This is a genomic window from Streptomyces sp. 5-10 (assembly GCF_014712245.1).
Classification (GTDB): Bacteria; Actinomycetota; Actinomycetes; order Streptomycetales; family Streptomycetaceae; genus Streptomyces; species Streptomyces violaceusniger.
The window spans coordinates 1-24726 of sequence record NZ_JACVYG010000086.1; the positions used below are offsets into that span (position 1 = coordinate 1).

Consider the following 24726-nt stretch of genomic DNA (forward strand, 5'->3'; position numbering starts at 1 on the left):
CGCCCGCTGCCCTCCGCGCGCCTCGCGCTGCCCTCCGCGCGTCCGCCGCCCTCCGCGCGCCCCGCGCCGCCCCCCACGCCCCCCGGGTCCTCCTTCGCGCCGCCCGCCCCGCCGCCCGAGCCGCCGTTCGCGCCGTCGGCGCCGCCCACCACGCGCAGCGTCCCCGTACCGTCCCGCCAGCGGCCCATGACCCCGCGCCCCCTTCGCCCGTTCCGCGCCGTCCGCCCGTCCCGGCAGTGTTCCACCGGCCGGGCGCTTCCGTAGGCTCGGCCCGTGCAACCGCTGCTGATCGTGCTCGCCGCCGCGTACGGCGCGGCCGCCGGGCTGCTCGTACCGCGTCCGCTCTACCGGCTGGCCGTCGAGCCGGAGGAGCCCTGGCGCGGCGCCTGTCCGCGCGGGCACGCGCTGACCGGCCCGGCGCGCGGCTGGCTGGGCCCCGCCCGCTGCGCCGGCTGCCGGGACGGCGAGCGGGACTACGGGACCGGCCCGGTGCTCGCCGCCGTCCTCACCGCGCTGGTGTGCGCGGGTCTGGCGGCGGCCGCCGGCGCGCGCCCGGAGCTGGCCGTGTGGCTGCTGCTGGCGCCGCTCGGGGTGCTGCTCACGGCCGTGGACCTGGCGGTCAACCGGCTGCCGGACGTCCTCACCCTGCCCATGGCGGGCGGGGCCGCGGCGCTGCTCGGCGCGGCGGCGCTGCTGCCGCACAGCGCCGGGTCCTGGCCGCGGGCGCTGCTGGGCGGCGCGGTGCTGGGCGGGGCGTATCTGGTGCTGTTCCTGATCAGCCCGAGCGGCATGGGGTTCGGCGACGTCAAGCTCGCGCTGACCCTCGGGGTCGCCCTGGGCTGGTACGGCTGGGACGTGCTCTTCGTGGGCGCCCTCGCCGGGCTGCTGCTGGGCTCCTGCTGCGCCGTGGGCCTGGTGCTGACCCGGCGGGCCGGGCGCCGGACCGCGATGGCGTTCGGTCCGTTCATGATCCTCGGGGCGGGCGCCGGGCTGGTGCTGGGGGCGCTCGGCGCCGGATGACATCGGCGCGCGCAGGGCCGACCCCGCCGAGATGCATGGACATCCCCTCACGAAGCGTTATGGTGGAAACCCCCCCTCGGGCCGGTCCGTACTCCCCCCCACGGACCGGCCCGCTCTATTTCGGGCTTCTGGGGCGCAAAACGGGCGGCACGTATCCCACACGATCGGCTACGAAGCGTGACGGGACGCGATCGGGGACGCGGTCATTCGGCCGCCCCGGTTAGCCAGTCCCCCCGGCCCGCAGTAGGGTGTCGGCCTTGGGGCGGACTGCCATGGCGAGCCATGTGAAGCACTGAGGGGCTGGAAGACGTGAAGTTGCGCGACCTGGTGTACGGGCTCTACGCACGCCGGGTGGAGGGCCGCCTCGATCACGCCCAGGTGCCCAAGCACATCGGCGTCATCCTCGACGGCAACCGCCGCTGGGCCCGCGCGGCCGGCGGCACCACCGAGCAGGGCCACATGGCGGGCGCCAGCAAGATCCAGGAGCTGCTCGGCTGGTGCAACGAGACGGACGTCGAGGTCGTCACGCTCTGGCTGCTCTCCACCGACAACCTGGACCGCCCCGAAGCGGAGCTGGCGCCGCTCCTGAGCATCATCGAGGGCGCGGTCAGCGACCTGGCCGCCGACGGCCGCTGGCGGGTGCACCACGTCGGCAACCGCGATCTGCTGCCGTCCCGCACCCAGACGGTCCTCAAGGAGGCCGAGCGGGACACCGAGCACATCGACGGAATACTGGTCAACGTGGCCGTCGGGTACGGCGGACGGCAGGAGATCGCCGACGCGGTGCGGTCGCTGCTGCTGGACCACTCCACCAAGGGCACCTCCTTCGAGGAGCTCGCCGAGATCGTCGACATCGACCTCATCTCCGAACACCTGTACACCCGTGGGCAGCCCGATCCGGACCTGGTGATCCGCACCAGCGGCGAGCAGCGGCTCTCGGGCTTCATGCTGTGGCAGAGTGCCCATTCGGAGTACTACTTCTGTGAAGTTTTCTGGCCCGCCTTCCGCAAGGTCGACTTCCTCCGCGCGCTGCGCGACTACGCCGCCCGTCATCGCAGGTACGGCAACTAGTTCCCGTTCGTAGCACCGCAGTTCACCGGCTCGGGGCCGGACGCCGGCCGGCGTCCGGCCCCGAGCCGTGTAGCACGCTGGTTTCACAACGTTCATATCCGCGCCGTCATATGCCGTTGCATGCCCCCGCACGTTCGAGGGAATATCCCTTCCAGGTCGACGCCCTGTCCCACCTGTCCAGTTGGGCGTCGAACTGCCAGCGGACGGCATTGGGCCGTTTGCCCGGGAGGCCCTTTGCACACGGACGACTGTGCGGATCGTGCGTATGACGCGGAGGGCCGGCGCTCGGCCCTCCCCGTAGGGCCTGAGCCCGGTCCGTTCCCCGTCTGCGGCGGGGATACCTCACTCCCGCGACGCCGTCGCACCCCAACCTCTCCCGAGGGGGTTCGTCCACCCGTGGTGACCAGCAAGAAACGCCGCGAGCACGACCGGCGCACCTATGTCCTCGACACCAGCGTCCTGCTGGCCGACCCCAATGCCATGGCCCGCTTCGACGAGCACGAAGTCGTGCTGCCGGTCGTGGTGGTCACGGAACTGGAGGCCAAGCGGCACCACCCGGAGCTCGGGTACTTCGCACGGCAGGCGCTCCGCCTGCTGGACGAGTACCGCATCCGTTACGGCCGTCTGGACGCCCCGATCCCGACCGGGGATCTGGGCGGCACCCTGCGTGTCGAGCTCAACCACTCCGACCCGGGCATCCTCCCCGCCGCCTTCCTGAACCACGGCGGCAGGGTGGGGGACAACGACTCGCGGATCCTCGCGGTCGCCAGAAACCTACAGGCCGAGGGGTACGACGTCACCGTCGTCTCCAAGGACCTGCCGCTGCGCATCAAGGCGTCCTCGGTGGGCCTGCTCGCCGAGGAGTACCGCGCGGAGCTGGCGATCACCGACTCGGGCTGGACCGGGATGGCGGAGCTCGCCGTCTCGGCCGAACAGGTGGACGACCTGTTCGCCGCCGAGACGGCGTACGTCCCCGAGGCGGCCGGACTGCCCGTGCACACGGGCCTGGTGCTCCAGTCCGAGCGCGGTAACGCGCTGGGCCGGGTCACCCCGGACGGTCAGGTGCGGCTGGTGCGCGGCGACCGCGAGGCGTTCGGCATCCACGGGCGCAGCGCGGAGCAGCGCATCGCCCTGGACCTGCTGCTCGACCCGGAGGTCGGCATCATCTCGATGGGCGGCCGGGCCGGTACCGGCAAGTCGGCGCTGGCGCTGTGCGCGGGTCTCGAAGCCGTGCTGGAGCGGCGTCAGCACCGCAAGGTGATGATCTTCCGCCCGCTGTACGCGGTGGGTGGCCAGGAGCTGGGCTATCTGCCCGGCACCGAGGCCGAGAAGATGAGCCCTTGGGCGCAGGCGGTCTTCGACACCCTGTCCGCGGTGACCAGCGCCGAGGTGATCGAGGAGGTCGTGGGGCGCGGGATGCTGGAGGTGCTGCCGCTGACGCACATCCGCGGCCGCTCGCTCCATGACGCCTTCGTCATCGTCGACGAGGCCCAGTCGCTGGAGCGGAACGTGCTGCTGACCGTTCTGTCCCGGATCGGCGCCAACTCCCGGGTGGTGCTCACCCACGATGTGGCGCAGCGGGACAACCTCCGCGTCGGGCGGTACGACGGTGTGGTGGCGGTCGTCGAGAAGCTGAAGGGGCATCCGCTGTTCGCGCATGTCACCCTGACCCGCTCCGAGCGTTCGCCGATCGCGGCGCTGGTGACCGAAATGCTGGAGGACGGCCACATCTGAGCTGGTTGAGTCGTTTGCGACCACAGGGCGCCGCGCGGAAAGACCAACGAGCCTAGCCGCGCGGCGCCTTGGTGCGCGGGGATTTCCAGAAATCCTAGGGCGTAAACAGGATGTGAGCTTTCACACCTGGCGGGGAATTGCCTACGGGGCTCCGCGTCCGGCAGGGTGTGGGTTCTGTCAGGCCCCGCATACGGCACACAGGTACCCCCAGCGGTACCGAGCAACAGCAGTAACAGAATTGAACAGCGTTCGCCGTATGCCGCCCGAGCACCTCGAGGGTCTCCTGCGGGAGATCCCCACCGGGCCCGTGCCTCCCGTGACCAGCCGACCCCATCGCACCACCGGGGACGGAACAAGGGGAGGCCAGCGCCAGGGGCACGATTGCGCCCGCGAGGTCACCTAAGCGGGCGATGCTGGAAGGAAACCGAGTGAGCCGGATTTCGGTCCGGGGATTCGCAGTGGCCTCGGCCACCGCGGTCACCACTGTGGGCGCCGTGGTCGGCGTCGCCGCGGGCGGACAGCAGCAGCAGGGCTCGTCCGACCCGATCGAGGCGACCGCCGCCGACTCGACGCTTCTCGCGGACATACCTGCCGGACAGCAGGCCGTGGCACAGACCGCATCCCTGACGCAGCAGGCGGACGTCCAGTCCACCGCGGCCGACGCGGAGGCGCGCAAGTCCGCAGAGGAAGCAGCCCGCAAGCAGGCGGCCAAGGACGCGAAGGCCAAGAAGGCCGCCGCGGACAAGGCAGCCGCCGAGAAGCTGGCCAAGGAGCGCGAGGCCAAGAAGAAGCAGGAGATCGCGAGCCGTTCGGCCACGCGGGACGCCTCCAGCTTCCCCCAGCAGGCTTCGTACACCGTCGCCGAGGTCCAGGCGATGGCGCGGCAGATCGTGCCGAGCGGCCAGTTCCAGTGCTTCAGCAACATCGTGGACCACGAGTCCACCTGGAACTACAAGGCCACCAACCCCTCGTCGGGTGCCTACGGTCTGGTGCAGGCGCTGCCGGCCGGCAAGATGGCCTCGGCGGGCGCCGACTGGCAGACCAACCCGGCCACCCAGATCAAGTGGGGCCTGAACTACATGAACGAGCGCTACGGCAGTCCGTGTGACGCCTGGTCGTTCTGGCAGGCCAACGGCCACTACTGAGCCGGTTCACCGGGCCCCGCCCGGCAGCGGCCCAGCATCGAACGCTTCACGAAACCCCCGGCCCAGGTCGGGGGTTTCGCGCATCTTCAGCAGGTAACGTCTCCTTGACGGCCGAGGGGGAAACTGGGGGTAGGAAACGAGAAATGTCCAAATTGCCGCAGTGGGTCGGCAGGCTGGGAACCGGACTTACCCGGCTCGCCCACCGGCTCGAATCCCAACAGGCCGAGATGCGGGGGCGCGAGGGCGACGGCGACACCGGCCCACGGACACCACCGGGGCCCGAACGGGGATCTGAACGGGGATCTGAACCGAGGCCCGAACCATCTGAGGAACGCCCGCGGGGCGGCGCCGAGAGCGCTGCGGGCGCCGAGGGCCGGAACGGCCCGGAAAGCCCCGAAAGCCCGGAGACCCCCCAAAGCCAGGAGAGCCCCGAGACTCCCGGGGGCGCCGCAGGGGAGGGCGAGGCCGCCCGGCCGGAGCGGCCGGCCAGCGTGCCGGCCCCGCCCGCCTACGCCCCCGCCGTCTCCGCCAGACCCGACCCGGTGGCCGCCCTGCCCTGGGGCGTCCGCGTGGCCGCCGAGGCGGCCTGGCGGCTGCTGGTCCTCGGCGCCACGGTGTGGGTGCTCATGCGGGTCATCAGCTCCGTCCAGCTGGTGGTGCTGTCCTTCACCGTCGCGATCCTCATCACCGCGCTGCTGGAGCCCACCGTGACCCGGCTGCGCCGGCGCGGTGTGCCGCGCGGCCTGGCCACCGCGCTCACCTTCATCGCCGGTTTCGTCGTCATGGGCCTGGTCGTGTGGTTCGTGGTCTGGCAGGTCATGGAGAACGTCGACGAGGTCTCGGGCGAGGTCCAGGCCGGTATCGACGATCTGCGGCGCTGGCTGCTGCACAGCCCGTTCCATGTGACCGAGAAGCAGATCAACCACGTGGCCAAGAGCCTGCGCGAGGCGGTCGGTGCCAACACCGAGCAGATCACCTCGGCGGGTCTTGAGGGCGTCACGGTCGTCGTCGAGGTGCTGACGGGCATCCTGCTGACGATGTTCTCCACGCTCTTCCTGCTGTACGACGGCCCGAAGATCTGGAACTGGACCCTCAAGCTGGTCCCCGCCCGGGCCCGCGAGGGCGTGGCGGGTGCGGGCCCGCGCGCCTGGGCGACGCTGACCGCCTATGTGCGCGGCACGGTGATCGTGGCGCTGATCGACGCGATCTTCATCGGCGTGGGCCTGTTCTTCCTCGATGTGCCGATGGCGGTGCCCCTGGCCGTCTTCATCTTCCTCTTCGCCTTCATCCCGCTGGTGGGCGCGGTGGTCTCCGGCGCGCTCGCGGTGGTCGTGGCGCTGGTCACCCAGGGCGTGTTCACGGGGGCGATGGTGCTGATCGTGGTGCTGGCCGTCCAGCAGATCGAGGGCCATGTGCTCCAGCCGTTCATCCTCGGCCGGGCGGTGCGGGTCCATCCGCTGGCCGTGGTGCTCTCGGTCGCGGCCGGTTCGCTGATCGGCGGCATCGGCGGCGCGGTGGTGGCCGTTCCACTGGTGGCGGTCGCCAATACGGTGGTCGTCTACTTGCGCGGCTACAGCCAGGAGAACGCCCTGCGCGCCGTCCCGGGCCCCCACGGCGCCACCGCCTCCGGCACGGCGCCCACCGCGCGGCCGGGCCTGCCGCCCGGGGAGGGCGGGGCCCGGTAATCAGGACCGGTGCCATGGGCCGATGAACGAACGCCGAAGGGCGCCCCACCGATCGGTGGGGCGCCCTTCGGGTCTCTGCGTGACCGAACGTGGCCGAGCGCGTCAGCCGCCCGCGGCCAGGACGCCCTCGGCGTCCAGGGTGGCGCCGACCGCCTGCAGCACCGCGGCGATCTTGAAGGCTTCCTGGATCGTCTCGCGGTCCACGCCCGCCTTGCGGAGCACCTGCTCATGCGAGTCGAGGCACATGCCGCAGCCGTTGATCGCGGACACGGCCAGCGACCACAGCTCGAAGTCGACCTTCTCCACGCCCGGGTTGCCGATGACGTTCATCCGCAGCCCCGCGCGCAGGTTGCCGTACTCCGGGTCGGACAGCAGGTGCCGGGTCCGGTAGTAGACGTTGTTCATCGCCATGATGGCGGCCGCCGACTTGGCGGCGGTGTACGCCTCCGGCGAGAGGTTGACCTTGGCCTCCGGCTCAAGCTCGGTCAGCACCCGCGCCGAGCGCGAGGCGATCGCGCAGGCCAGCACGGTGCCCCACAGCTGCTGCTGCGGGAGCTCGGAGTTGCCGATCACCGAACCGAGGTTCAGCTTGAGGTCCTTGGCGTAGTCCGGCAGCGCGGACTTCAGCTCATCGAGTGCCATGGTGAATCAGCTCACTCACCGGCGAGGAGGGCCACCGGGTCCAGCGTGTCCTCGCCCTTGTTCCAGTTGCAGGGGCACAGCTCGTCGGTCTGCAGGGCGTCGAGCACCCGCAGGACCTCCTTGGGGTTACGGCCCACGGAACCGGCCGTCACCATGGTGAACTGGATCTCGTTGTTCTGGTCCACGATGAACACGGCGCGCTGCGCGAAGCCGTCCTCGCCCTCGACGCCGCAGTCGCGCATCAGCTCGTGCTTGGAGTCGGCCAGCATCGGGAAGGGCAGGTCACGCAGGTCGGCGTGGTCCTTGCGCCAGGCGTGGTGGACGAACTCGGAGTCGCCGGAGACGCCGAGGATCTGCGCGTCACGGTCGGCGAACTCGTCGTTCAGCTTGCCGAAGGCGGCGATCTCGGTCGGGCACACGAAGGTGAAGTCCTTGGGCCAGAAGAACACCACGCGCCACTTGCCCTCGTAGGACTTGTGGTTGATCTGCTCGAACTCCTTGCCGCTCTCCAGCGACACGCAGGCGGTCAGGTCGTACTCGGGGAACTTGTCACCGACGGTGAGCACGCGCACTCCTTGCAGCTTTCGCATAGGAAAGACCCGGTCGTCCGGGTTTTCCTGGGGTTGGACGGTCCTACCTTGGCACAGAGTGCATTGATCAGTGAAATAGCTACACTCGGTGGGGTTGATTGGAGGTGGCTATCAGTGGCCGCATCGCCCACATCGCCGGGCAAACCGCGCCAGCCGAGCATTTCCCAGCTCAGGGCCTTCGTCGCGGTCGCGGAGCAGCTGCACTTCCGCGATGCCGCGGCCGCCATCGGGATGAGCCAGCCCGCGCTCTCGGGCGCCGTCGCGGCGCTCGAGGAGGCACTCGGTGTCCAGTTGCTCGAGCGTACGACGCGCAAGGTGCTGCTCAGTCCGGCGGGGGAGCGGCTGGCGGTCCGTGCACGCTCCGTGCTCGAAGCGGTCGGGGAGCTGCTGGAGGAGGCCGAGGCGGCGCGGGCGCCCTTCACCGGCGTGCTGCGACTCGGGGTGATCCCGACCGTGGCACCGTATCTGCTGCCGACCGTGCTGCGGCTGGTGCATGAGCGCTACCCCCGGCTCGATCTCCAGGTGCACGAGGAGCAGACCGCCTCGCTGCTGGAGGGGCTGGCCCACGGCCGTCTGGACCTGCTGTTGCTCGCGGTGCCGCTCGGCGCGCCCGGGGTGGTCGAAATGCCGCTGTTCGACGAGGACTTCGTGCTGGTCACCCCGCGGGACCACTGGCTGGGCGGACGCGATGACATCCCCCGCGAGGCGCTCAAGGAGCTGGATCTGCTGCTGCTCGACGAGGGTCACTGCCTGCGCGACCAGGCGCTGGACATCTGCCGTGAGGCGGGCCGTACCGAGGGCACCCCGGTGACCACCAGCGCCGCCGGGCTCTCCACCCTCGTCCAGCTGGTCGCGGGCGGGCTCGGGGTGACGCTGCTGCCGCGCACCGCGCTCCGGGTGGAGACCGCGCGCAACGACCACCTGGCCACCGGCGACTTCGCCGATCCGGCGCCCGCCCGCCGGATAGCCCTGGCCATGCGCGCGGGAGCGGCGCGCGCGGAGGAGTTCGAGGTGTTCGCGGAGGCCCTGCGGGAGGCGCTGCGGCCGCTACCGGTGCGTATTGCCAAGGGGTGAGCGGGTCAGCCTTTGTGCTGTCCGGCCGCCAGCAGCTCGGCCACGTCAAGGGTGACCTTGGCGCCGATCGAGTCGGGCAGGGTAATCTGCTCACCGGGAGCGTGGACGCGGTGTGTGTCGTATCCGCCCGCTGCGGGGTCGGTGAGCACATGGACCCGGCCGTGCTTACGGTTGACGATCACATACACCGGAATCTTGGCCTCAGCGTATGCGACGACCTTGTTTCGCAGGTCGTTGTTGTAGTTGGACGAGGTGACCTCGAGGACGAGGCGGAAGGCCACGGGGTCGTAGCAGTTGTGCTCGATGACGTGATCGTCGATGTCGGCGTCGACCACCACCAGATCCGGGATGGCATAGTCCTCAGGTCCGGTTGGCAGCCACACGCCAACCCCCTGGCCGATCTCGGTTTCCTCGCCGTCCAGGCCCGCCGCAAGGAAGGGCTTCATAAGTTTGGTCAGCACCCTCGAATGAGGAAAGTCCGACGGTGGGGCCACGGTGATTACTCCCCCGATGATCTCGACTCGATAGCCCGGGTGCTGATCCATGAGCTTGTTGGCTTCCTCGAGCAGAGGCAGCGGCTCGGGGCGGTGGGGCCCCTCGACTGCGGCAGCAGACATGGCTGGTCTCCCGGTGGTTGGTTGTCGAGAACATCATCGTAGGCCCGAATGTGGATGTGTGTCCGTCTGCCGGGAATCACCCATACGGGTGGCATGATCGCCGAAAACCCGGCGCCGGGGACCGTTTCCGCAGGTGGGAACGGTCCCCGGCACCGAGCGGGGGCGGCCGGGCCTACTCCGTCCGCAGCCCCTCCGGCCGCATCATCCGCCACAGCGGCGGCAGGCTGACCAGGGTCACCAGCAGGATGACCCCGCCGCCGACGCCGGTCATGGTGCCGAGCCCGGTCCAGTCCACGGCCAGCGGCTGGCCGACCATCTTCAGCAGCATCACGCCCAGCGCCAGCCCGCCCGCGATCGACAGCGCCAGGCCCAGCACCACCGGGACCGCGGTCTGCCAGAGCACGGACCAGCTGAGCGTGGTGCGCCGGGTGCCGAAGGCCACCAGGACGGACAGCAGCCGCTTGCGCTCGCGGAGCTGCTCCAGGGTGGTCACGATCATGCTGGCCCCGATGAGCAGCAGGGTCGCGGTGGCGCCGATGAACAGGGCCTTGCGGATGACCTGGAACTCATCCGACTGCGAGGTGCTGCTGAGCCGCATGACATCCATCGCCGGGGAGAGGGCCGCGCTGGTGTTGCGCACATACTCGACCCCGTCCGGGACCTTCGGATCCAGCCGGATCATGGCCGCCGCTTGAGGGCCCGGCAGGTCGGCGATGTCGAAGGCGCCGGGGGTGGCGAAGATGCCGGTGCGTTCGCTTCCGATCGGGTCCTTCCGGGGCTTCACCTTCGTGGCCGAGTGGGGAATGGTCCACAGCTTCTTCTTGCGCAGGTCCGGCGCACCGTCGTCACCGTAGGCGAGGTTGACCTGGGCGCCCGGTTTGGCGAAGCCCTCCTCTTCCCCGTAGTAGCTGGGCGAATCGATGAGGAAGACATCGCCGTTCTTGCAGCTGGTGATGCGGACCACCTCGCGGAGCGTGGGGCAGTCGGCGACGGTGATGGCCTCTTCCGGGACCGACGTCGGGTCGTCCTTGCCGCGGCGCACATCGGAGACGTTGTCCGTGGTGACACCGAGCAGATCGCGCACGCCCTTGGTCGCGCGGTACCGCGCGAAGGCGTCGCGGGCCTGCTCGCCGTCGCTCACCGGGACGTTCGCGATCAGCTGGGCGCGGTTCGGGTCCTGGCCGGTGTCCTCGGTGTTCTGGGCCCCCACGCTGGCGAAGAGCATCTGGAGCGCGATGGCCCCGGCGACGGCGACCGTGATGCCGCTGACCGCGCGCGAGGCGGTGCCGCTGCTGAGCTGGAGCCGGCGGGTGGCGAGCTGCCAGGGCACCGAGCCCCTGCCGCCGAACCGTTCCACCACGGCCTCGACAACCCAGGGCAGCAGCGCGGTGATACCGATGAGCAGCAGGACGGCACCGGCCGCGGCCTGGTACGCCTTCATGTTGCCACCGCCGCCGCTGCCGGCCCCGAAGCCGCCCGCGAGCGGCAGCAGCAGGGCCATGCCCAGCAGCGGCAGCAGCAGCCGCCACCACAGGCGCCGGCGCTTGGGCTTGGCGTTCCGGACCACGCCCAGCGGCTCGATGGCGATACCGCGCAGGGCGATCAGCGTGACCATGACGGCCGAGGCGGGCACGGCCGCCGCGATCACCAGGGCGAGCGGGGCGCTCGGCACGATGTCGGAGGTGAAGAAGCTGATGTCCCAGATCTCGATGCTGCCGATGATCTCCCGCGCCAGCAGGAACAATCCGGTGCCGACGGCGAGCCCGAGGAGCGAGCCGAACAGCGACTCACCGGCGGCGATCCGCCGGGTCATATGGATGTCCGCGCCGACCAGCCGCAGCGCGGCCAGCCGCCGGTCCCGCCGCTCACCGCCGAAGCGGGCCGCGGTGGCGATGAAGATGAGCACCGGCAGCAGCAGCACCACACAGCCCACGATGATCAGCAGCAGCAGCGCGGGGTCCAGGGGCTCGTCCTTGCCCTGCTTCTCCGTGCCCCAGTGGTCGATGTGGTACTGGGAGTTGACGTGGCCGAACGCCTTCTGGGAGATCCCCGCGTAGTAGGTGAGTTCGGCCGGGCCGGACAGGCCGCTGTCGCCGATCACCCCGATGGTGCGGTACGGGAACCGATCCCGGAGCAGCTTCCCCTCGTCGGAGTCGAGCAGGTCCTTCAGCGCCGGGGACACCCACATCTCACCGGCGGCCGGTATCCGGTCGATGCCCGGCGGCACGGGCGGGGTGCCCTTGCCGTCGGGGGCCATGACCATGCCGTTGATGTCCTGGTCGCGATAGGTGGTGCCCGCGTTGGCGAGGCGGAGCGTGTCGGGGCCGGGCTTCACCTCGTCGCCGAAGCTCAGCGCGGAGCGCGCGTCGCCCCGCTCGTTGCGCTGCTGGTACATGGTGGGGACGGAGGAGGCCAGCAGCAGCAGCGCCACCCCCAGGCCGACGCCCACCGCCGTCATGATCGTCCTGGCCCAGCTCTCCCGGCCGCCGGTGACCGCGAACCGGCCGCCCATGGCCAGATCGGCGGCCCAGCGGGCGACGGAGACGCGGGCGCGCGGCTCCTCGGCCGGGGCGTCCGGGGCGCCCGGGGCTTCCTGGCCGCTCATCGGACCCCTGCCATGTCCCGGGCCTTGCCGTCGCGGACGACGACCTCGCGGTCGGAGTAGGCGGCGACCCGGGCCTCATGGGTGACCAGCACCACGGCGGTACGGGACTCCCGGGCGGCCTCGGTCAGCAGCTCCATCACCCGCTCCCCGTTGAGCGAGTCCAGCGCGCCGGTCGGCTCGTCGGCGAACAGCACCCGCGGCCCGGTGACCAGCGACCGGGCGACGGCGACCCGCTGCCCCTGACCGCCGGAGACCTCACCGGGCCGCTTGTGCGCCACATCGGCGACCTCCAGCCGCTCCATCCAGGCCGACGCCCGGGCCTCGGCCTCCTTGCGCTTGGTGCCGTTCAGCCGCAGCGGCAGCGCGACGTTCTCCACACAGCTCAACTCGGGGACGAGCTGGCCGAACTGGAAGACGAACCCGAACTCGCCGCGGCGCAGCCCGCTGCGCTCGGCGTCCGACATGGCGGTCAGCTCACGCCCGTTGTAGTGGACGGAGCCGGAGTCCGGCTTCACGATCCCGGCCAGGCAGTGGAGCAGCGTCGACTTGCCCGAGCCGGAGGGGCCCATGACCGCGACGACCTCGCCGGGGTGGATGGAGAAGTCCGCGCCGTCCAGGGCGGGGGTGTGACCGTACGTCTTGTGCANGCTCGGCGTCCGACATGGCGGTCAGCTCACGCCCGTTGTAGTGGACGGAGCCGGAGTCCGGCTTCACGATCCCGGCCAGGCAGTGGAGCAGCGTCGACTTGCCCGAGCCGGAGGGGCCCATGACCGCGACGACCTCGCCGGGGTGGATGGAGAAGTCCGCGCCGTCCAGGGCGGGGGTGTGACCGTACGTCTTGTGCAGGGACGTGGCGATCAGCAAGGAGCCTGCCGGGGTCATGAACGCACCGCCTTGGCGAGTTGGCCGAGGCGGGCGGCGGTGAGCTCCAGCCAGCGCAGATCGGCCTCGAGGTGGAAAAGGGCGTGGTCGCAGATGAGTTGGTCGCTGAGGTCGCCACCGCGCTTGCGCTGGGTCAGGTCGCGCATCAGCCGCAGGTGTTCGGCGCGCTGGACGTCGAGGAGATCGGCCGCGTCGCGCCCGGTGAGCAGGGCGATGACGACCTTGGTGTAGAGGACCGACTGGAGGTACGGCTCGGGCTTCTCGGGCTGGGTGAGCCAGTGCTCGACATCGGTGATGCCCGCGTCGGTGATGGCGTAGCGCTTGCGCTCCGGGCCACCGCCGTGCTCGATGCCGTCGACCTCCACCAGGCCGTTCTTCAGGAGCCTGGACATGGTCGAGTAGACCTGCCCGTAGTGCAGCGGGCGGTCGTGTCCGAATCTTTCGTCGAAGGCTCGCTTGAGGTCATAGCCGTGGCGCGGGCCGCCCTCGAGGAGTCCGAGCAAGGTGTGGCCAATTGACATGCCCAGCACTCTACACCATGCGTATACCTGGAGTGTATAGCTGTGCTGCGGAATGCCTTACCGCAGGCCAGAGAGGTGTGGCGGGGGTCAGGGCCGGTGTGGCTCGCGGCCGGTGTCCTCCGGGCCCTCGGTGGGGTCCGTGTCCTCGGTGCCCTCGGCGGGGCGCCTCGGTGGGCGGCCCCGGCGCGGGATCGGGCGCGCCGCGCCGGGCAGCCGGCCCGCGTCCGCGAGCGCCTTGCGCAGCAGGAACTCGATCTGCGCGTTGGCGCTGCGCAGTTCGTCGTTGGCCCAGCGCGCGAGGGCGTCATGGACGGCCGGGTCGAGCCGCAGCAGCATCTGCTTGCGCTGCCGCGGCTGCCGTGCCTTCCGCTCGCTCTCGTCCGTCACTGGTACAGCGTGCCGGTGTTCAGAACGGGCTGCGGGGAGCGGTCCCCGCAGAGCACCACCATCAGATTGCTGACCATCGCGGCCTTGCGCTCCTCGTCCAGCGCCACGATCTCCTCCTCGGCGATCCGGGCCAGCGCCGCCTCGACCATGCCGACCGCGCCGTCCACGATCTGCCGGCGCGCGGCCACCACCGCGCCCGCCTGCTGGCGCTGGAGCATCGCGGAGGCGATCTCCGGGGCGTAGGCGAGGTGGGTGAAGCGGGATTCGATGATGCGGACCCCGGCCGCCTCGACCCGGGCGTGCAGTTCGATGGCGAGCTTCTCGGTGATCTCCTCGGCGTTGCCGCGCAGCGAGAGGGCGCCCTCCTCATGGGCGTCGTACGGGTACTCGATGGCGATGTGCCGCACCGCGGCCTCGGTCTGGGTGGCGACGAACTCCAGGAAGTCGTCCACCTCGAACATCGCCTGGGCGGTGTCCTCGACCTTCCAGACGACGACCGCGGCGAGCTCGATCGGGTTGCCGTAGGCGTCGTTGACCTTGAGCACCGCGGTCTCGTGGTTGCGCACCCGGGTGGAGATCTTCTCCCGGCTGGTGAGCGGGTTCACCCAGCGCAGCCCGTCGGTGCGGATGGTGCCGCGGTAGCGGCCGAAGAGCTGGACCACCCGGGCCTCGCCGGGCGCGATGGTGTTGAGGCCGCACATGGTGAGGAGCGCGGCGAGGATCACCACGATGCCGGAGACGATCAGCAGCGTGGACCAGGTGCCCTTGTGCTCGGCGGCGACGGCGGCGCCCGCGAGGATCAGTCCGACGCCGCCCGCGAGTCCGGCCAGGCCCCCGAGCAGGGCCAGCCCGCCGCTGACGTTGTGCGCGGGCCGCTCCCGGACCCTCGGCTCGGGGAGGGACGGTATGTCGGCCTGGCCGGTGAGGGGGTCGGTTGAGGTGGCGTGGGACATGAGGGCTCCCCGTTTCATTCGGTGGTCGGTCTATCAAAGTGATAGCACATTACGAGTCGCTGGCAACCCTCGGCGCCCGTAAGCCGTCAGTTCCCTTGGAGTGGGTGCTTTTTGTCACCTTCGGAAAAAGCTAGATCGATGCGCATTTGAGGGTTGTTGCGGTGTTAGTTTCATGAGCTGGCCTGGGGGGCTTACGGACTGGAGCGGCGGGAGCGATGGGTAGAGCGGAAGAGCGACGCGCGCGGCAGAAGAGCGCTCGCAGAGCCAAGCGGGCGGCGAAGGCGGGGGGCATACGCCGCTTCTTCACCTGGAAGTGGCTGCTGGGGTACGTCCTGGGGCTTGGCGTGCTGCTCGTCGGGGCGTTCTTCGTCCTCTATCTGTTGGTCGAGGTTCCGCCCGCCAACGCCGCGGCCAAGGCCGAGGCCAACATCTACAAGTACAGCGACGGCACGATCATGGCGAAGACGGGTGACGTCAACCGTGAGTCCGTCCCGCTGTCCAAGATCCCCAAGAAGGTGCAGCACACCTTCGTCGCCGCCGAGAACAAGGACTTCTACGGCGACTCCGGCGTCTCGTTCACCGGCACCGCCCGCGGTCTGATCAACACCGCGCTGGGCCGGGGCAAGCAGGGTGGTTCGACCATCACCCAGCAGTACGTCAAGAACTACTACCTGAGCCAGGAACAGACCGTCAGCCGCAAGCTGAAGGAGCTGGTGATCTCGCTCAAGGTCGACCAGCAGAAGTCCAAGGACTACATCCTCGCGGGCTACATCAACACCAGCTACTACGGCCGCGGCGCCTACGGCATCCAGGCCGCGGCCCGCGCGTACTACGACAAGGACGTCGAGGACCTCTCCGTCGCGCAGGGTGCCTATCTCGCGTCGGTGCTCCAGGCGCCCAGCCAGTACGACTGGTCGGCGGCGGGCCCCAACGGCAAGCGGCTGGTCAAGGCCCGATGGAACTACGTCCTCGACAACATGGTCGAGAAGGACTGGCTGTCCAAGGGCGAGCGCGAGGGCCTGAAGTTCCCCGTGCCCATCGAGCCCCGCCCCATCCCGGGTCTCGACGGCCAGGCGGGCTATTTCATCGACGCCGCGAAGAAGGAACTGTTCAAGGCCGGGGTGAACGAGAACGAGTTCGAGGCCGGTGGCTGGACGGTCACCCTCAACATCGACAAGAAGAAGCAGAAGGCGCTGGAGAAGGCGGTCCGCACGGAGCTGACCGACAAGCTGGACCCGAAGAAGCGCAAGGTCGACAAGGACGCGCAGGTCGGCGCGGTCTCGGTGGACCCCAAGTCCGGTGGCATCGTGGCGATGTACGGCGGCGCGGGCTACACCGAGCACTGGACCAACAACGCCACCCGCTCGGACTACCAGCCCGCCTCCACCTTCAAGCCGCTGATCCTTGCCTCGGCGTTGGAGAACGGCTCGACCACCCAGGACGGCACGCCGATCACATCCAGCACCCTCTACGACGGCACCAGCAGACGGCCCGTCAAGGGCAGCGACACCGCCTTCGCCCCGCCGAACGAGGACAACAAGTCCTACGGGCCCATTTCCGTCCAGAAGGCGATGAACAACTCCGTCAACTCCGTCTTCGCCCAGATGGCGGTGGACGTGGGGCTGAGCAAGGTCAAGAACACCGCCATGGACCTCGGCATGGACGGCCGGGTGGACAACGGCTTCGACGTACGCCCCGCGATGTCGCTGGGCGTGATGGGCGCCAGCCCCAAGGAGATGGCCGGGGTCTACGCGACCCTCGACAACCACGGCAAGAAGGTCACCCCGGCGATCGTGAAGTCCGCCGAAAAGGGCGATGAGCGGCCCCAGTTGCCCGATCCCACCAACGGCCAGGCGATCAGCCGGGGCGCCGCCGACTCCGTCACCTCCGTCCTCACCGGGGTGGTCGACGACGGCACCGGCCAGGCCGTGCGCCAGCAGGGCCAGGCGGTCGCGGGCAAGACCGGCACCTCGGACGACAACAAGTCGGCCTGGTTTTCCGGCTACACCCCCGACCTGGTGACTTCCGTCGGGATGTTCGGCGAGGGCGAGAAGAAGCAGGTCTCGCTCAAGGGCACCGCGGGCGGCGGCCGCGTCAACGGCGGTGACTTCCCGGCCAAGATCTGGGCCGCGTACACCGAGGCCGCGCTGAGCGGCCAGAAGGCCTCGAAGTTCGACCTGGACACCGACATGGGGGCGGCGGTCAAGCCGCCCACGTCGCCGAGCACGAGCGAGACCTCGGAGTCGCCCTCGTCCAGCCCGTCCTCGTCCCCGTCGAACAGCGAGTCGCCCTCCTCGTCCCCGTCGTCCAGCCCGTCGTCCAGCGCGTCGTCCAGCGCCTCGTCGTCGGCATCGCCCTCGGGCGACGCCGACTCCCCGAGCCCGCCCGACCCGTCGAGCTCGGCCTCGGGCGACGCCGACGACGGCGGCATCCTCCGCCGACAACAGCAGTGACGGCCCGGGGCGGGCGTGGCACTCTGCACGCCCGCTCCGTACCGCACCCGCACCGCCGTCAGAAGTTCTGCTCGAGCTGGCTCTTCAGCATCGCGAGGGCGAAGAAGCCGTAGAAGCCGATGGCCAGCAGCATCATGCCCAGCCGCGGCCCGCGCAGCCGTACGGCGGCCGGCAGATCGCGGCGGTTGAGCCGGATCAGCAGCGCCGTGTAGACGAGGGTGACGAGGGAGGCGGTGCAGGTGGAGATGGTCAGCAGCACGATCGGCTGGTTCACCCCGGACAGCAGGATCGCCGAGCCGATGGCGACCTCGGCCCACACCACCGCGAAATACAGCCGTCCCTCGGTCCAGAAGGCCGCATCGCGCAGGTAGGTGCGCTTGGCGAAGTCGCTGACCACCCGGCCGATGATGTCGAGCAGACCGATCGAGGCGGCCCAGAGCGAGACCGTGGCCACCGCGAAGAACAGGATCTTGAGCCAGTCGCCCACCTGCTGCCCCAGCAGCTCGCCCTGGAGCCGCAGGAACTCCGGGCTGTTCTCCACATCGTCGCGTCCGAAGAGGGTTTCGTACGCGAGCATGCTCATCAGCCCGATCGTCACCAGGCAGACCACGAAGAACGACACGATGTGCTCGGCGTTGGCCCGCCGCCACCACACCCGCCAGCGGGCCAGATTGGCCTCGTCCTGCGGAAAGGCGTAGCGGTCGGCGCCCGACGCCTCCGACTGGCCGGTGATGGGGGAGACCAGCTTGGGGACATGGGCGCCCATGCCGTAGCCCTTGTCCCGGATCCAGTTGCTGAGCACCAGGTTGTGCACCCCGCCCGCCCCGGCGGCGCCCAGCGCGCTGAGGATCATGGTGAAGGTGATGCCGTCCGGGATCCGGCCGGCCCCGGTGACGGTCTTCTCGCCCGCCGTGGTCCAGGTGTGCCAGCCGATGACGGCGACCGCGACGACGGCGAGGAAGAACAGCGTCAGGATGACCTTGACCAGTTCGACCTTCTCGATCGTGCGGTAGACCACCGGTGAGACGGTCAGCACCACCCCGAAGCCCACCAGCGAGCCCACGGTGATCCAGACGACATCGCCGCCGCCGGTCAGATAGGTGAGCACGGTCGACCCGGAGGTGGCCCAGCCCGGCCAGACGTACTGGAACGCCCCGGCCAGGCAGATCAGGATGCCCCACGCCGTGGACCAGCGGGAGAATCCGGCGACCACGGTCTGCCCGGTGGCCAGGGTGTAGCGCTCGATCTCCAGGTTGATCACCGTCTGGATGGCCAGGGTCACCACCGCGAGCCACAGCAGCCCGAGCCCGCCGACCGAGGTCAGATACGGCCAGAGGATGATCTCGCCCGCCGCCATGCCGATCCCGACCGCGACGACCCCCGGGCCGACCATCGTGCGCAGCGGTGGTGGATCGGGCAGATCGAGACAGTCGGGCGGGGCGGCGGTGGGGGACGGGCGCTGGGCGGACGGTGTCGACGACGCTGACGACATGGCGGCTCCTCGGGGGACGGCGAGGCCGTATCCGGACGGGGGGAATGGGAGGTTCAGCGGGCGCGGGCGTGCTGGGCGGCCAGGCGTACGGGCGCGTTGGCCGCGCCATAGCCCTGGTAGCCGTCGATCCGCTGGACGATCTCGAAGAAGACCCGGCCGATCGTGGCCGTGTACAGGTGCAGGAACGTGCCGCTGTCGTCCCGGTCGTAGAGCAGGCCGAGCTCCCGCAGGGTGCGATGGAGCCCGGGGTCGAGCTCATGGCGCGCTTCGAGGTCGTCGTAGTAGTTGTCGGGGATGGGCAGCAGGGGCGCGCCGCGTTCCCGCAGCCGGCGCGCGGTGGCGACGATGTCCCGGCTGTGCAGCGCGATGTGCTGCCGCAGCGATCCGGACGGCCCCGAACCCGGGCGGATCTGGGCCACGTTGAGCGCGAGCCGCACCGAGCCGTCGGGGTTGGAGACGGCCCGGCTGCGCAGCAGCCCGTACGGATCGGCCAGCTCCAGGGACTCGTGCGGCCGCAGCCCCAGGACGGCGCGGTAGAACAGCGACGCCTCGTCGAAGTGGTGCCGGGGCTGGGTGAGCGCCACATGGTCGATATGGGTGATCCCGGCGGGGGAGGCGGAGGCGGCGCGCGGGGTGAAGTCGCCGGTCCAGCTGGGGTGGTCGGGGTGTTCGGTGCGGCAGAAGAAGAGCTCGGTGGAGTCGGGTGCGGCCACCGCGTCCAGCGGGGCGTCCGCCACGGCCCGGTGGCGCGGCAGCACGGGGGCGAGCAGGGCCCGGGCCCGGCCCGCGGACGCGGCCGGATCGGGGGTCTCCAGGCCGATGGCGGCGAGCGCCGGTTCGGGGTGCCCGGTGGTGACGTCGAGGCCGGAGTTGAGGACGATCCGGGCCTCGCCCTGCTCCCACAGCTCCACGGGCTTGGAGTGGTGGCGGCCGGTGCGGGCGAAGCCAAGCTCGGTCAGCAGCGCGGGCAACTCGGGGCCGGTGGAGGACAGTTCGGCGAAGGCGAAGCCGGTGGGGACGACGGGGGCGGGCAGATCGGTGCGGCCCGCGGCCTCCTCCAGGGCGATCAGGGAGCGCAGCGCGTCCACGGCGGTGCGGGCCGTGTCGCCCTGCCGGAAGACGTCGTTGAAGACCTCCAGGGACAGCGGCCCGTCGTAGCCGGCCCGCAGGACGTGCTCCAGCAGCCCGGCCACGTCGAGGCCGCCCTGGCCGGGGAAGCAGCGGTAGTGGCGGCTCCACTGGAGGACGTCCATGGCCATCAGCGGGGCGTCGGCGAGCTGGAGGAAGAAGATCTTCTCGCCGGGGATCTCCTCGATGCCCTTGGGGTCCGAGCCGCGCGAGAGGATGTGGAAGCTGTCCAGGCAGATGCCGAGCGCGGGGTGGTCCGCCTGCCGGACGATCCGCCAGGCGTGGTCGTAGGTGTTCACATGCCGCCCCCAGGCCAGCGCCTCGTAGGCGATGCGGATGCCGTGGGCGGCGGCCCGTTCGGCCAGCAGCCGCAGCTGCTCGGCGGCGAGGGCGTCGTCGTCGAGGGCGGCGGGGGAGACGCTGGAGCACACTAGCATCAGGTCCGCGCCGAGCCGCTTCATGACGGCGAACTTCTTCTCGGCCCGGCGCAGGGTGCGGGCCAGGTGGTCCTCGGGGACGGCCTCGGCGTCGCGGAAGGGCTGGAAGAGGTCGATGGTGAGGCCGAGTTCGGCGGCCCGGTCCCGGATCCGCTCCGGGGACAGGGGGCTGGCCAGCAGGTCGTTCTCGAAGATCTCGACCCCGTCGAAACCGGCCGCGGCGATGGCGGTGAGCTTCTCCTCGAGGGTGCCGCTGAGGCACACGGTGGCGATGGACTTGCGCATGATCAGCCTCCGGCGGGGAGCTCGAGCAGGTCGGAGAGGTCGGCGAGCATCCGTGTCGCGTCGGGTTCGCGGCCGGTGAAGAGGCGGAAGGCGTCGGCGGCCTGGAAGACGGCCATGCCACCCCCGTCCAGGGTGCGGCAGCCGGCCGCGCGGGCGGCTGCCAGCAGCGGGGTCTCCAGCGGGCGGTAGACCACCTCGGCGACCCACAGCCCGGCCCGCAGCAGCTCCACGGGCAGCGGCAGCCCGGGGTGGGCGGCCATTCCGGTGGGGGTGGCGTGCACCAGCCCGTCGGCGCCGCCGACGGCCTCCGGGAGCCCGCCGGGCGCGACGGTACGGACCCGGGCGGCGCCGAACCGTGTCGCCAGCGTCCCGGCGAGCCCGGCGGCCCGCGCCGGGTCGGTGTCGGCCAGCGTGAGCCGGTCGGCGCCGACGGTCAGCAGGGCGTGGGCGACGGCGGCGCCCGCCCCGCCCGCGCCGAGCAGCACGATCTCGCCGGTGGGAGCGTCGGGCAGGCCACGGGCGAAGGAGCGGGCGAAGCCGGACCAGTCGGTGTTGTGGCCGATGGCCCGGCCGTCCTCGCCGAAGACCACCGTGTTGACCGCGCCGAGCAGTGCGGCGTCCTCCGACAGCCCGTCGAGGTGTTCGATCACCGTCTGCTTGCAGGGGTGGGTGATGTTGAGCCCGTCGAAGCCCAGCCGGGCGGCGGCCCGCACCAGCTCGCCGACCCCGTCCGGGCCGAGCCCCAGCGGATCGATGTCGATCAGGCGGTAGAGGTACCGCAGCCCGTGGCGGTCGGCCTCGCGCTGGTGGAGGGCGGGGGAGAGCGAGGGGCCCACGCCGGATCCGATCAGCCCCACCAGGCAGGACTCCCGCCCCTCCCGGCCTCCCCGTGACTGCCGCGTGCTGCCCCTGTCCCGCATACCGGCGACCTCCCGCCTTCCGGGCTAATGTACGAACTGGTTCGTTAGTAGCGTGGACAGTAAAGGCCCAGGACCGCCCTCTTGTGAACCCCCTGGACGTAGCCCTGGACGTAGAGTGGGCCCAGCATGAGCGATCAGCCGCCGAAGAACAGCCGTCTCCGCGACGCCGTCCGCACCCAGGCCGAGATCCTGGACGTCGCCACCCGCGAATTCGCCGAGCGCGGCTACGCCGGGGCCCGCGTCGACGAGATAGCCGCCCTCACCCGCACCACCAAGCGGATGATCTACTACTACTTCGGCGGCAAGGAACAGCTCTACATCAAGGTCCTGGAGCGCGCCTACACCGGCATCCGCGAGGCCGAACAGGCCGTGGACGTCACCGGCCTGGACCCCGCCGAGGCCATCCGGCACCTGGCCGAGCTGACCTTCGACCACCACACCGAACACGCCGACTTCATCCGGCTGGTGTCCATCGAGAACATCCACCGGGCCGAGCACCTGACCAAGTCCGAGACGCTGGCCAAGGCCGGCACACCGGTGATCGACCTGATCTCCGGGATCCTCGCCCGCGGCCGCGAGCAGGGCGTGTTCCGGGACGACGCCGACGCCGTCGACGTCCACATGATGATCAGCTCATTCGCCGTCTTCCCGGTGGCCAACCAGCACACCTTCGGCACCCTCTTCGGCCGCGACCCCCTCGACCCGGGCCGTCGCGCCCACTACCGCCGGATGCTCGGCGACATGGTCGTGGCCTACCTCCGCGCCGGGGCCTGAACCGTACGGCGACCGTACGGCGACCGTACGGCGCAGGGCCCGGCGCGCGGGGCGGCGTTGGCGGCTCAGGACGGCATCGCGAGCTCGAACCAGACGACCTTGCCCGTGGACAGCCGGGTCGCGCCCCAGCGCCGCGCCATCCGGTTCACCAGATACAGCCCGCGCCCGCCCTCGTCGGACGGCCGGGCCTGGCGCAGCCGGGGCAGCTGCGGCACGTCGTCGCCGACCTCGCAGCGCAGGACGTCGGTGCGCAGCAGCCGCAGCGTGATGGGCCGCTCCGCGTAGCGCACCGCGTTCGTCACCACCTCGCTGACCAGCAGCTCCACCGCGTCCGTCAGATCGTCCAGGTCCCAGCGGGCCAGCGCCCGGCGGGCCAGCCGGCGCGCCTGCCCGGCGGTCTGCGCCTTGGGGTCCAGGAACCAGTAGGCGACATCGCTGGGCGCGATGCCCTCGAACCGGGCCGCGAGCAGCGCCACGTCGTCGTCGCGGTCGCCGGGGCCGAGCATGTCCAGCACCTCGTCGCACAGCGGCTCCAGCGGCGGCGGGTTGGGGCCGGTGAGCCGGGCGGTGGCGGTCAGCCGCTCCCGCAGCTGCTCGATCCCGGTCCACACATCGCGCATCCGCGACTCGACGAGACCGTCGGTGTAGAGCATCAGGGTGGCCCCGGCGGGCGCGTCCAGCTCGACCGCCTCGAAGTCGACACCGCCGACCCCGATCGGCGCCCCCGGCGGCACCCGCAGCACCTCGGCGCGGCCGCCCCGGTGCAGCAGCAGCGGCGGCGGATGGCCCGCGTTGGCCACCACGATGCGGTGCGCCACGGGGTCGTAGACCGCGTACAGGCAGGTGGCCATGCGGTCGGTGCCCAGCCGCTGGGCCTGCTCGTCCAGGTGGTGCAGCACCTCCTGGGGCGGCAGGTCGAGCCCGGCCAGGGTCTGCGCGGTCGTGCGCAGCTGGCCCATGATCGCGGCGGAGGTCATCGAATGGCCCATCACGTCGCCGACCACCAGCGCCACCCGGTTGCCCGGCAGCGGGATCGCGTCGTACCAGTCGCCGCCGACCCGGGCGGTCTCGGCCGCGGGCAGATAGCGGCTGGCCAGCCGGACGCCGGTGGGCTGGGGCAGCGAGTCGGGCAGCATGGTGCGCTGCAGCTCGTCCGCGATGTACACCTCGCGCCCGTACAGCACCGCCTTGTCGACGCCGAGCGCGGTGTGGGTGGCCAGCTGGGCCGCCACCAGCAGATCGTCGGGTTCGAACGGCGGCCGGTCCGGGCGGCGTACGAACACGGCCGCGCCGATCACCCGGCGGCGGCCGCGCAGCGGCGCCAGCACGGTGCGCTGACCGGTCGCCACCGAGGGCCCCTCGCCCAGCAGTTCCGGCAGCGCGGCGCGGGCGGCCTGCGAGTCGCCGAACACCGGCCGCACCCCGCGCAGCACCTCGGCCAGCGGGCCGCCCGCCTCCACCTCGCACAGCTCGGCGGCCGGGCCGCCGCCCACCGCGGGCGACAGATCCGGCTGGGAGGGCAGCAGCGACAGCCGGCCGCTGTCGGTGTCCGGGTCCAGCGGGATCCGGTCGGTGCGGCGCAGCCGCAGCACCACCGGGCCGACCGGGCGCTCGTCGCCGACCGGCAGCGGATCGCGCAGATAGACCAGGATCGCGTCGGCGAAGGTGGGCACGGTGGCCCGGCACAGGCCCAGCACGATCTCGTCCAGGTCGATGCCCCGGGCGATCCGGCGCGTCGCGGCCCCCACGAACCGCAGCCGGTCGCCGCTCCGGTCCCGCGCGATGGCCGCCTCGGCGGCGGCGGTGCCGCCCGCGGGCGGCACCGTGGGCACCCCGCCCTCCGGCGCGCTGTAGGCGACCTCACCCGCCGTGGCGGCCCCGGTGTGGGCGTCGCCGGATCCGGATGCTCTGCGGGCGTCGTTGGATCCGGGCGCGGTGTGTGGATCGCCGGACCCGGCCGCCGAGCGGGACTCGCTCGACCCGGCCGCCGCATGGGCCTCGCCAGATCCCGTTGCCGTATGTGCTTCACCAGCCCCGGCCGTCGCGGAAGCCTCGCCCGGGCGCTCCGGATGCTCGCCCGCGCCGGCGCCCCGGCGCGCCGCTTCCCGGCCGCGCCCGTCGCCCTGGGCGGCCGGGGGCTGCTCGTCGGGGCCGGAGCCGCCGTTCGCTCCCGGCCGGCGCGCCGCGCCTCTTGCGGCATTGCGATCCGCGTCCCACACAGGCTCGCCCTCCGGTGTGCCGTGCTCCGGCTGCGCCGGGTGCTCGCTCTCCGCCGCCGTGTTCCGGCGCTCCCTGCCTGCGCCACCGCGCG

The 24726-nt window shown here is 71.2% G+C and carries 20 protein-coding genes and 2 pseudogenes; 8 read left to right on the top strand and 14 right to left on the bottom strand.

Features of this window, described 5'->3' with window-relative positions; genetic code table 11:
• A pseudogene (locus IEJ02_RS45480) lies at positions 1–188 on the bottom strand (S1 family peptidase); the annotation flags it as partial.
• 85 nt (positions 189–273) lie between these two features.
• On the opposite strand from IEJ02_RS45480, the gene IEJ02_RS45485 reads away from it, so the two are divergent.
• From IEJ02_RS45485 to IEJ02_RS45505, 5 genes are all read left to right on the top strand, one after another.
• Entirely contained in the window at positions 274–1020 is a 747-nt protein-coding gene (locus IEJ02_RS45485; RefSeq protein WP_191070157.1) for a prepilin peptidase, read from the top strand.
• Positions 1021–1329: 309 nt separating this feature from the next.
• Positions 1330–2091: an isoprenyl transferase gene (locus tag IEJ02_RS45490; RefSeq protein WP_191070158.1), complete on the top strand. Its 762-nt coding sequence runs from the start codon at positions 1330–1332 to the stop codon at positions 2089–2091.
• Between the two features lie 396 nt (positions 2092–2487).
• The gene (gene phoH2 / locus IEJ02_RS45495; RefSeq protein ID WP_191070159.1) at positions 2488–3825 is read left to right on the top strand and encodes an RNA 5'-3' helicase PhoH2; all 1338 of its coding nucleotides are present in this window, start codon (positions 2488–2490) and stop codon (positions 3823–3825) included.
• A 428-nt stretch (positions 3826–4253) separates the two neighbouring features.
• Positions 4254–4970 (top strand): aggregation-promoting factor C-terminal-like domain-containing protein, encoded by a 717-nt coding sequence (locus IEJ02_RS45500; protein ID WP_275562629.1) that lies wholly within the window; start codon positions 4254–4256, stop codon positions 4968–4970.
• 143 nt (positions 4971–5113) lie between these two features.
• Positions 5114–6655 carry an AI-2E family transporter gene (locus tag IEJ02_RS45505; RefSeq protein WP_191070161.1) on the top strand — a complete coding sequence of 514 codons (1542 nt, stop codon included), beginning with the start codon at positions 5114–5116 and terminating at the stop codon, positions 6653–6655.
• 102 nt (positions 6656–6757) lie between these two features.
• Here IEJ02_RS45505 and IEJ02_RS45510 read toward each other — a convergent pair whose 3' ends face one another.
• Both IEJ02_RS45510 and IEJ02_RS45515 read right to left on the bottom strand, forming a co-directional pair.
• On the bottom strand, positions 6758–7297 hold the full coding sequence (locus tag IEJ02_RS45510; protein WP_191070162.1) for an alkyl hydroperoxide reductase: 540 nt from the start codon (positions 7295–7297) through the stop codon (positions 6758–6760).
• A gap of 11 nt (positions 7298–7308) precedes the next feature.
• Complete coding sequence (locus IEJ02_RS45515; RefSeq protein WP_191070163.1) at positions 7309–7863, bottom strand: peroxiredoxin; 555 nt, start codon at positions 7861–7863, stop codon at positions 7309–7311.
• 138 nt (positions 7864–8001) lie between these two features.
• Between IEJ02_RS45515 and IEJ02_RS45520 the strand changes: the two genes are divergently transcribed.
• On the top strand, positions 8002–8961 hold the full coding sequence (locus tag IEJ02_RS45520; RefSeq protein ID WP_191070164.1) for a hydrogen peroxide-inducible genes activator: 960 nt from the start codon (positions 8002–8004) through the stop codon (positions 8959–8961).
• A gap of 5 nt (positions 8962–8966) precedes the next feature.
• Here IEJ02_RS45520 and IEJ02_RS45525 read toward each other — a convergent pair whose 3' ends face one another.
• The 7 genes and pseudogenes from IEJ02_RS45525 to IEJ02_RS45555 form a co-directional block, all read right to left on the bottom strand.
• A complete protein-coding gene (locus IEJ02_RS45525; protein WP_191070165.1) occupies positions 8967–9578 on the bottom strand; it encodes a Uma2 family endonuclease in 612 nt (203 codons plus the stop codon).
• Positions 9579–9750: 172 nt separating this feature from the next.
• The gene (locus IEJ02_RS45530) at positions 9751–12183 is read right to left on the bottom strand and encodes an ABC transporter permease (RefSeq protein ID WP_191070166.1); all 2433 of its coding nucleotides are present in this window, start codon (positions 12181–12183) and stop codon (positions 9751–9753) included.
• Complete coding sequence (locus tag IEJ02_RS45535; protein ID WP_317986085.1) at positions 12180–12830, bottom strand: ABC transporter ATP-binding protein; 651 nt, start codon at positions 12828–12830, stop codon at positions 12180–12182. The genes IEJ02_RS45530 and IEJ02_RS45535 overlap by 4 nt, the downstream gene beginning before the upstream one ends.
• 13 nt (positions 12831–12843) lie before the next feature.
• Positions 12844–13065: pseudogene (locus IEJ02_RS45540) on the bottom strand (ATP-binding cassette domain-containing protein); the annotation flags it as partial.
• Complete coding sequence (locus IEJ02_RS45545; RefSeq protein ID WP_137979351.1) at positions 13062–13586, bottom strand: PadR family transcriptional regulator; 525 nt, start codon at positions 13584–13586, stop codon at positions 13062–13064. The pseudogene IEJ02_RS45540 and the gene IEJ02_RS45545, both read right to left, overlap by 4 nt.
• An 87-nt stretch (positions 13587–13673) precedes the next feature.
• Positions 13674–13922, bottom strand: coding sequence for a type II toxin-antitoxin system antitoxin (locus IEJ02_RS45550; RefSeq protein ID WP_223865513.1), 249 nt, complete (start codon positions 13920–13922; stop codon positions 13674–13676).
• A gap of 47 nt (positions 13923–13969) precedes the next feature.
• Positions 13970–14926, bottom strand: a complete 957-nt coding sequence (locus tag IEJ02_RS45555) for an SPFH domain-containing protein (protein WP_191070168.1) — start codon at positions 14924–14926, stop codon at positions 13970–13972.
• Positions 14927–15141: 215 nt separating this feature from the next.
• Here IEJ02_RS45555 and IEJ02_RS45560 point away from each other — a divergent pair, with 215 nt between their 5' ends.
• A complete protein-coding gene (locus tag IEJ02_RS45560) occupies positions 15142–17379 on the top strand; it encodes a transglycosylase domain-containing protein (RefSeq protein WP_191070169.1) in 2238 nt (745 codons plus the stop codon).
• A 58-nt stretch (positions 17380–17437) separates the two neighbouring features.
• Here the strand turns inward: IEJ02_RS45560 and IEJ02_RS45565 are convergent, their stop codons facing one another.
• From IEJ02_RS45565 to IEJ02_RS45575, 3 genes are read right to left on the bottom strand one after another with little or no spacing between them, the layout of a single operon-like run.
• Positions 17438–18871 (bottom strand): Nramp family divalent metal transporter, encoded by a 1434-nt coding sequence (locus IEJ02_RS45565; protein ID WP_191070170.1) that lies wholly within the window; start codon positions 18869–18871, stop codon positions 17438–17440.
• A gap of 53 nt (positions 18872–18924) precedes the next feature.
• Positions 18925–20721 (bottom strand): bifunctional sugar phosphate isomerase/epimerase/4-hydroxyphenylpyruvate dioxygenase family protein, encoded by a 1797-nt coding sequence (locus IEJ02_RS45570; protein ID WP_191070171.1) that lies wholly within the window; start codon positions 20719–20721, stop codon positions 18925–18927.
• A gap of 2 nt (positions 20722–20723) precedes the next feature.
• Positions 20724–21641 (bottom strand): shikimate dehydrogenase, encoded by a 918-nt coding sequence (locus IEJ02_RS45575; RefSeq protein ID WP_191070172.1) that lies wholly within the window; start codon positions 21639–21641, stop codon positions 20724–20726.
• Between the two features lie 126 nt (positions 21642–21767).
• Between IEJ02_RS45575 and IEJ02_RS45580 the strand changes: the two genes are divergently transcribed.
• A complete protein-coding gene (locus IEJ02_RS45580) occupies positions 21768–22415 on the top strand; it encodes a TetR/AcrR family transcriptional regulator (protein WP_191070173.1) in 648 nt (215 codons plus the stop codon).
• A 65-nt stretch (positions 22416–22480) separates the two neighbouring features.
• Here the strand turns inward: IEJ02_RS45580 and IEJ02_RS45585 are convergent, their stop codons facing one another.
• Complete coding sequence (locus tag IEJ02_RS45585; protein WP_317986086.1) at positions 22481–24634, bottom strand: SpoIIE family protein phosphatase; 2154 nt, start codon at positions 24632–24634, stop codon at positions 22481–22483.
• Between the last annotated feature and the right edge of the window lie 92 nt (positions 24635–24726).

Coding starts and splice junctions, on each gene's coding strand:
- IEJ02_RS45575 (WP_191070172.1), bottom strand. CDS start 21,641: ATGCGGGACAGGGGCAGCACGCGGCAGTCACGGGGAGGCCGGGAGGGG.
- IEJ02_RS45580 (WP_191070173.1), top strand. CDS start 21,768: ATGAGCGATCAGCCGCCGAAGAACAGCCGTCTCCGCGACGCCGTCCGC.
- IEJ02_RS45550 (WP_223865513.1), bottom strand. CDS start 13,922: ATGCTGCTGCGGCTCGACCCGGCCGTCCATGACGCCCTCGCGCGCTGG.
- IEJ02_RS45555 (WP_191070168.1), bottom strand. CDS start 14,926: ATGTCCCACGCCACCTCAACCGACCCCCTCACCGGCCAGGCCGACATA.
- IEJ02_RS45530 (WP_191070166.1), bottom strand. CDS start 12,183: ATGAGCGGCCAGGAAGCCCCGGGCGCCCCGGACGCCCCGGCCGAGGAG.
- IEJ02_RS45545 (WP_137979351.1), bottom strand. CDS start 13,586: ATGTCAATTGGCCACACCTTGCTCGGACTCCTCGAGGGCGGCCCGCGC.
- IEJ02_RS45565 (WP_191070170.1), bottom strand. CDS start 18,871: ATGTCGTCAGCGTCGTCGACACCGTCCGCCCAGCGCCCGTCCCCCACC.
- IEJ02_RS45560 (WP_191070169.1), top strand. CDS start 15,142: ATGGGTAGAGCGGAAGAGCGACGCGCGCGGCAGAAGAGCGCTCGCAGA.
- IEJ02_RS45505 (WP_191070161.1), top strand. CDS start 5,114: ATGTCCAAATTGCCGCAGTGGGTCGGCAGGCTGGGAACCGGACTTACC.
- IEJ02_RS45510 (WP_191070162.1), bottom strand. CDS start 7,297: ATGGCACTCGATGAGCTGAAGTCCGCGCTGCCGGACTACGCCAAGGAC.
- IEJ02_RS45525 (WP_191070165.1), bottom strand. CDS start 9,578: ATGTCTGCTGCCGCAGTCGAGGGGCCCCACCGCCCCGAGCCGCTGCCT.
- IEJ02_RS45570 (WP_191070171.1), bottom strand. CDS start 20,721: ATGCGCAAGTCCATCGCCACCGTGTGCCTCAGCGGCACCCTCGAGGAG.